Origin of the sequence: uncultured Sphingomonas sp. (assembly GCF_913778135.1) — a bacterium.
Taxonomy (GTDB): Bacteria; Pseudomonadota; Alphaproteobacteria; order Sphingomonadales; family Sphingomonadaceae; genus Sphingomonas.
In genome coordinates, this window is the sequence record NZ_CAJYVU010000064.1 from 1 (window position 1) to 6,858 (window position 6,858).

A 6,858-nucleotide genomic window follows, 5' to 3' on the forward strand; every position below is an offset into this window, starting at 1 on the left:
TGATCGGCTCGGCGCAGAGCGGGGTCGAGAAGACGCAGCCGCTGTTCGATCTCGCCGGCATCGCCGCGCGCAGCAACGCGACGCCAGACACCGGTCTGTCACCTGGCCAGGTCGCGCAGCTTCGCCAACGCCGCTGCGTGTCGCCCTTCTTCTGGGACCCCCTCGGCGAGCCGACGCGCTGTGCCAACGTGATCGCACCGCTGAACGCGCTTCCGAGTCGTCAACTGTACGTGCGACTGGCGGGCGCCGTACTGCACCACCCGCTCGCTTACGCCGGGCAGCGGCTGTCGCACTGGAACGTGACCGAGCGCTGGATGGTACCCGCCGGAATGCCCAGCGCTGCGCCGCCGACCGACGATGAGCCGAACAATGTCGGCCTTGCGCCTCCCGGTTGCACGGCCGCGCAGTGGCGGCGCCTCGCGGCGGCACTTGCCGCAACGCCGCTCGGTTGGCCAATCGCGTGGCTCGCCGCCGCGATGCTGCTCGCCTGGGCCATCGTCCCGAGGCCCGATGCTACGCCGATCGGTAGCACCAGACGCCGTCTCGCACTCGGCCTGCTCGCCTCCGCCATCGCGCTGGAGGTGAGCTTTCTGTTCGTGTCGATCGCGTCAGACCTGCGTTACCATCTCTGGCCCATGCTCGCGACGGGCGTCGCCGCCCTCGTCGCGCCCAGACTAGAGGTTGGCCGACGCGGTGTGGTAATTGCCTGCATTGTCGCATCTGCCGTCATCTTGCCCGGCTTCGCGGCACGCACGTTGCTGCCCGTCGCGCCCGCGACCTACCAGGCGATGCTGAGATGGGATGCCAGCGCCATCGCGCTGCTTAACAACTGATTCGTTTTCGCGTTTTCACGCCGTCACTTTTCACGCGAACGCACGTTGTGCCGGGGATGCAACGATCTCCCTGCGCCGCATGAACCGGCTGAGCCCCGACGCCGATGACGCCCGCTTCATCCGGCGCGTGTTGTGGCTCATCGCGATCGTCGCCGTCATCGCCGCGCTGTACCTAGCGCGGCACCTCCTGATCCTCGCCTTCGGTTCGATGCTGATCGCGATCGTCATTCACGCGATCGCCGAGCTGTACGAGACGCATCTGAAAGCACGACCGAAGGTAGCGCTGGGGCTGGGTGTCGCCTCGGTCCTCGGCTTCCTCGGGCTGCTCGGCTGGCTGTTCGGCGTCGAATTCCGACAGCAGGTCAACACGCTGGTCGTGTCGCTGCCGGGGCTTATCCAGAAGCTGCAGAACTATATGTCGCAGTCGCCCGTCGGTGCGAAGGTCGCCGATGCTGCGCGCGCCGCATTCGCCGGCAGCCGCGTCGCGCAAGACATCGGCAGCCTCGCGCGCGGTGCGGGCGAGTTGCTGCTGAACGCGGTGCTGGTGCTGTTCGGTGCGATCTTCTTCGCGGTCGACCCCAAGGTGTACGAGCGCGGCGCGCTGCTGCTGGTGCCTCCGACCAAGCGCGCCGCGGCGGAGGACGCGCTTGGCGACGTCGGCTCGACGCTGCTGCTATGGCTGCGTGCGCAGCTGATCCAGATGACCGCGATGGGCCTGATGGTCGGCATCGGACTTTGGATCGCGGGCGTCCCCTCGCCCGCGCTGCTGGGGCTGCTGACCGGGATCAGCGAATTCATCCCCTATGTCGGTCCGCTCGGCGCGATGCTGCCCGCACTCGGCCTCGCCGCGACCGCCGGCACCGATCAGCTGATCTGGGCGCTGGTGGTGTTCGCGGCGGTTCGCGTGATCCAAACCAATTTCGTCACCCCCTTCGTCACCAGCCGCGTGATCTCGATCCCGCCCGCGCTGAGCCTGTTCGCGATCATCGGCACCGGCGCGGTGTTCGGGCTGTTCGGGCTGTTCTTCTCGGGCGGCATACTGGTGGTCGCTTTCACGCTGACGCGCAGCCTGTACCTGCGCGAGATGCTGGGCGAGGATATCCCGACCACGCGCGAGCGACGCCTGTTCACAGCCCTTGGCAAACCGCGCTTCCCTTCGCGCCGTGAAAAAGATGAATGAACGAGCGCGCTTAAGCGCGAATTAACCTTTTGCGTTCAGAAGCCGGATAGTTAATTTATCTGGCAGACCAGCACCCCGAACAGGGCGGTGGCGCGGGTCTGAAAACCGGGGAAGAGCAGATGCGCGTACTCTTGATCGAAGACGAGCCGACCACTGCCAAGGCGATCGAGCTGATGCTCTCGACCGAAGGATTCAACGTCTACTCGACCGACCTGGGCGAGGAAGGCTTGGATCTGGGCAAGCTGTACGACTACGACATCATCCTGCTCGACCTCAACCTGCCCGATATGCACGGTTACGACGTGCTGAAGAAGCTGCGCGTCGCGCGCGTGTCGACGCCGGTGCTGATCCTGTCTGGCGTCAACGAAATGGACTCGAAGGTGCGCTCGTTCGGCTTCGGCGCCGACGATTATGTCACCAAGCCTTTCCACCGCGAGGAGCTGATCGCGCGCATCCACGCGGTCGTTCGCCGATCAAAGGGCCATTCGCAGTCGGTCATCCGCACCGGCAAGCTGGCGGTCAACCTCGACGCGAAGACGGTCGAGGTCGACGGTGCGCGTGTCCACCTGACCGGCAAGGAATATGCGATGCTCGAGCTGCTCTCGCTTCGCAAGGGCACCACGCTGACGAAGGAAATGTTCCTCAACCATCTCTACGGCGGAATGGATGAGCCCGAACTCAAGATCATCGACGTGTTCATCTGCAAGCTGCGCAAGAAGCTGAGCATGGCGTGTGACGGCGAGAATTACATCGAGACCGTCTGGGGTCGCGGCTACGTGCTGCGCGAACCCGACGAAGTCGTGGCGGCCGAGGTCGCCTGACCCCTCTACCCGTTTGTTCCGGCGTATTCGGACACGAAGGCCGCGGCTTCCGGGGGGGATGCCGCGGCCTTCTCGTTTGCGCCGCTCGGCCGCTTGGATCAGCCGAGGATATGCATCCATAGCGGCTCGCCGGTTAGGCTTTGCGATCCGCGTAGTCGCTCCAGCGCCGCGGCGACGCAGCGCTCCGGCCCCTCGTGCGTGACGATCGCGACCAACACGTTCCCACCGGGATTTGCACCGCGCTGGATCAGGCTCTCGATCGAGACGCCCGCGTCGCGCATCGCTGCGGCGATCTCCGCCAGCACGCCGACCCGGTCCGCGACCGCAAAGCGCAGATAGGCGCGCCCGCGCCGCTCGCCGCTGTCGGCCGGCTCGGATGCGGCGAGCGCATCGACCGGCATCGCGAAGGCCGTGCCGAACTCGCCACGCGCGATGTCGATCAGGTCGGCGACCACCGCACTTGCGGTCGGTCCCGCGCCTGCGCCCGCGCCCTGGAACAGCAGCCGCCCGACGTAATTGCCCTCCGCTACCACCGCGTTGGTCGCGCCGGTGACGTGTGCCAGCGGGTGATCGGCGGGCACCAGATGCGCGTGGACGCGCTGGAATAGCCCGCTTGGCCCCGCTTCGGCGACCCCGACTAGCCGCACGCGGTAGCCGAGCGCCGCCGCCTCCGCGATGTCGGCGGCGAGGACGTGGCGGATGCCGCTGATCTCGACATCCGAGAAAGCCGGGCGCGTGCCGAAAGCGATGCTCGCGAGGATCGACAATTTGTGCGCCGCATCGACCCCATCGATGTCGAACGAGGGATCGGCCTCGGCAAAGCCCAGCGCCTGCGCTTCGGCGAGCACGTCGGCGAAGTCGCGCCCTTCCGCCTCCATCCGGCTGAGGATGAAGTTGCACGTGCCGTTCAGGATGCCGGTCACGCGCCCGATCGCATTCGCCGCCGCGCCCTCACGCAGCCCCTTGATGACCGGAATGCCGCCCGCGACCGCGGCCTCGAACTTCAGCGGCACGCCCGCCTGTTCGGCCGCCGCGCCCAGCTCGAGCCCGTGATGCGCGAGCATCGCCTTGTTCGCGGTGACGAAGCCCTTGCCCGCCGCCAGTGTCGCGCGCGCGAGCGCCAGCGCGGGTCCGTCCGCGCCACCGACCAGCTCGACTACCACGTCCGCGTCGGCGTGCGCCAGCTGCGTCGTGTCATCGACCCAGGCGAGCCGCGACAGGTCGAGCCCGCGATCCTTGCTGCGATCGCGCGCCGACACCGCGACCACCTCGATCGGACGACCCGCACGCCTGGCAATCAGATCCCGGTTCTCGTCCAGCAGCCGGATCACCCCACCGCCCACCGTGCCAAGCCCCGCCAGCGCGACCTTCAACACATCCGCCATCATCTCACCCCTTCTCGTCCCCGCGACTAAGCGAGCGCTGCACGAGTGTCGAGCAGGCGCACCTTTCGGCTAGGCAAGCGTTCGTTGGCCGCGAAACCAGCGCGAGGCCTCGACATGCAGATCATCAAGGGCGGCAGCAATCCGTCGAACAAGGGCCCGGCCGAGTGGTTCACCGGCACTGTCCGCGTCGACCCGTTGTTCTCGGCGGAGGCACCCTCGCGGGTCGCGGGTGCGCACGTGACCTTCGAGCCCGGCGCGCGGACCAACTGGCACACGCACCCACTCGGCCAGACGCTGATCGTCACCTTCGGGCGTGGCTGGGTGCAGCGCGAGGGCGAGCAACGCGTGGAGATCCGTGCCGGCGATGTCGTCCGCTTCGCGCCCAACGAACGCCACTGGCACGGCGCGAGCGCGGACACCGCGATGTCGCACATCGCAATTCAGGAAAGCCTGGACGGGAGCGCGGTGACGTGGCTGGAACCGGTCAGCGACGCGGATTACGCGCGCTGAGCCACGCTGCGCGGTTGCGTTGCGGCGCTGCGACCGCGATGACGGCGGCATGACCCAATCGAACGCCGCGCCCTCACCCGCCTCCGCCGCGACCGGCGGACTGCCCGAGCTGACATTGCGCGGCATCGTGCTGGGCGGCGTCATCACGCTGCTGTTCACCGCCGCCAACGCCTATCTGGGGTTGAAGGTAGGACTGACCTTCGCGACCTCGATTCCCGCCGCGGTGATCTCGATGGCGGTGCTGCGCTTCCTGCCAGGCAGCAACATGCTCGAGAACAACATCGTGCAGACGATCGCCTCGGCCGCGGGCACGCTCGCCGCGATCGTGTTCGTGCTGCCGGGTCTGGTGATGATCGGGTGGTGGAGCGGTTTCCCGTTCTGGACGACCAGCGCGATCACCGCGACCGGCGGCATCCTGGGCGTGATGTTCTCCGTCCCGCTGCGCCGCGCGCTCGTGGTCGGCGACGATCTGCCCTACCCCGAAGGGCGCGCCGCAGCGGAAGTGTTGCAGGCGGGATCGAATACGCAAGCAGGCGCGAAAGAGAGCGAGGCCGGCTTGCGCGTGCTGGTGCGCGGATCGATCGTCTCGGCCTTGTTCGCGATCCTGACGCAGATGAAGCTCGCCGCCGCGGAAGCCGCGACCTGGTTCCGCGTCGGCTCGGGCGCGACGGGGATCGCGGGTGGGCTGTCGTTCGCGCTGTTCGGCGTCGGGCACCTCGTCGGCCTGTCGGTTGGCCTGGCGCAGCTTGCCGGATTGATCACCGGCTGGTTCATCCTGCTGCCGTTCCTGACCGCGCAGCACCCCTTGTCGGTCGGGGTCGAGGAGTGGGCGAGCGCGGTCTTCCGCCAGGACGTGCGCTTCTTCGGGGCGGGCGTGATCGGCGTTGCGGCAATCTGGACGCTGCTCAAGATCGCGGGGCCGGTCGTTGGCGGCATCCGCAGCGCGCTCGCCGCCAGTGCCGCGCGCGCGGGCGGCGAGACGCTGGCGCTGGAGGAGCGCGACCTGCCGATCGGCATTGTCGCAGGCGGCGCGGTCGCAATCCTATTGCCGATTGCATGGCTGCTGTGGAGCGTGCTGGCGGGCGGACCGCTCGCGGGCTCCGCGCTGGTGCTGATCGCGGGCGCGCTGGTGTTCGTCGTCGTGGTCGGGCTGATGATCGCGGCGGTGACCGGGTATATGGCGGGGCTGATCGGTGCGTCCAATTCTCCCGTGTCTGGGATCGGCATCCTCGCGGTGCTCGCCGCGTCGCTGCTGCTCGTCGGGCTGGTCGGGCGTGGCGGCGCCCCCGAGCAGACGCAGGCGCTGGTCGCCTACGCATTGATCGTGACCGGCATCGTGTTCGGCATCGCGACGATCGCGAACGACAATCTGCAGGACCTGAAGACCGGGCAGCTGGTCGGCGCGACGCCGTGGAAGCAGCAGGTCGCACTCGTGATCGGCGTCATATTCGGCTCGATCGTGATCGCGCCGGTACTCGACCTGTTGCAGACCGCCTTCGGTTTCGCGGGCGCGCCCGGGTCGGGCCCCAACGCGCTCGCCGCACCGCAGGCAGGGCTGATCTCGGCGCTGGCGCAAGGTGTTCTGGGCGGCAATCTCAATTGGTCGATGCTTGGCTGGGGCGCGGTCGCGGGGGTGATCTTCATCGCGCTCGATGGTCTGCTCGGACGCGCCGGCCGGCTGAGGCTGCCGCCGCTTGCGGTCGGAATCGGCATCTACCTGCCGATGGCGGTGATCCTGCCGGTGACGATCGGCGCGGTCGTCGGCCACCTCTACGATCGCTGGGCCGATCGCACGCGCGACGCGGAGTTCGCGCGCCGGCTGGGCGTGCTGGTCGCGACGGGCATGATCGTCGGCGAGAGCCTGTGGCAGGTCGTCTTCGCTGGCATCGTCGCGGCGACGGGCAGCGACGCGCCGCTGGCGGTGGTCGGCCCCGCCTTCACCCACGTCGCGCTGGTCGGCGGAACGATCCTGTTCCTGGCGCTGGTGTGGTGGCTGTATCGCGGAACCCGGCGCGAGGCCGCGTGACCTTGCGCCATCGACGCTAGCGGACCGGGTCCGCCGCGGGTCGGCGCCTCATGCCGCTGGCGCGCGATCCGTTGCGGCTTCGGGTGCAGCGGCGGTGTCACCT

Annotated in this window: 5 protein-coding genes and 1 pseudogene; 5 read left to right on the forward strand and 1 reads right to left on the reverse strand. The window is 68.2% G+C overall.

The window, feature by feature from the left end; all coding sequences use genetic code 11:
• The 3 genes and pseudogenes from QZ847_RS06720 to ctrA form a co-directional block, all read left to right on the forward strand.
• Positions 1 to 833 (forward strand): annotated as a pseudogene (locus tag QZ847_RS06720) (hypothetical protein); the annotation flags it as partial.
• 79 nt (positions 834 to 912) lie between these two features.
• Positions 913 to 2,013 carry an AI-2E family transporter gene (locus QZ847_RS06725; protein ID WP_294354597.1) on the forward strand — a complete coding sequence of 367 codons (1,101 nt, stop codon included), beginning with the start codon at positions 913 to 915 and terminating at the stop codon, positions 2,011 to 2,013.
• 119 nt (positions 2,014 to 2,132) lie between these two features.
• Positions 2,133 to 2,834, forward strand: coding sequence for a response regulator transcription factor CtrA (gene ctrA / locus QZ847_RS06730; protein WP_294189602.1), 702 nt, complete (start codon positions 2,133 to 2,135; stop codon positions 2,832 to 2,834).
• Positions 2,835 to 2,932: 98 nt separating this feature from the next.
• Here ctrA and QZ847_RS06735 read toward each other — a convergent pair whose 3' ends face one another.
• A complete protein-coding gene (locus QZ847_RS06735; protein WP_294354601.1) occupies positions 2,933 to 4,219 on the reverse strand; it encodes a homoserine dehydrogenase in 1,287 nt (428 codons plus the stop codon).
• A gap of 114 nt (positions 4,220 to 4,333) precedes the next feature.
• Between QZ847_RS06735 and QZ847_RS06740 the strand changes: the two genes are divergently transcribed.
• On the forward strand, positions 4,334 to 4,729 hold the full coding sequence (locus tag QZ847_RS06740; RefSeq protein ID WP_294354603.1) for a cupin domain-containing protein: 396 nt from the start codon (positions 4,334 to 4,336) through the stop codon (positions 4,727 to 4,729).
• A 49-nt stretch (positions 4,730 to 4,778) separates the two neighbouring features.
• Positions 4,779 to 6,755: an OPT family oligopeptide transporter gene (locus QZ847_RS06745; protein WP_294354606.1), complete on the forward strand. Its 1,977-nt coding sequence runs from the start codon at positions 4,779 to 4,781 to the stop codon at positions 6,753 to 6,755.
• The last annotated feature ends 103 nt before the right edge of the window (positions 6,756 to 6,858 follow it).

What these genes read in the sequence shown, in the direction of transcription:
- QZ847_RS06740 (WP_294354603.1), top strand. Translation starts at nt 4,334, where the DNA reads ATGCAGATCATCAAGGGCGGCAGCAATCCGTCGAACAAGGGCCCGGCC.
- QZ847_RS06745 (WP_294354606.1), top strand. Translation starts at nt 4,779, where the DNA reads ATGACCCAATCGAACGCCGCGCCCTCACCCGCCTCCGCCGCGACCGGC.
- QZ847_RS06725 (WP_294354597.1), top strand. Translation starts at nt 913, where the DNA reads ATGAACCGGCTGAGCCCCGACGCCGATGACGCCCGCTTCATCCGGCGC.
- QZ847_RS06735 (WP_294354601.1), bottom strand. Translation starts at nt 4,219, where the DNA reads ATGGCGGATGTGTTGAAGGTCGCGCTGGCGGGGCTTGGCACGGTGGGC.
- ctrA (WP_294189602.1), top strand. Translation starts at nt 2,133, where the DNA reads ATGCGCGTACTCTTGATCGAAGACGAGCCGACCACTGCCAAGGCGATC.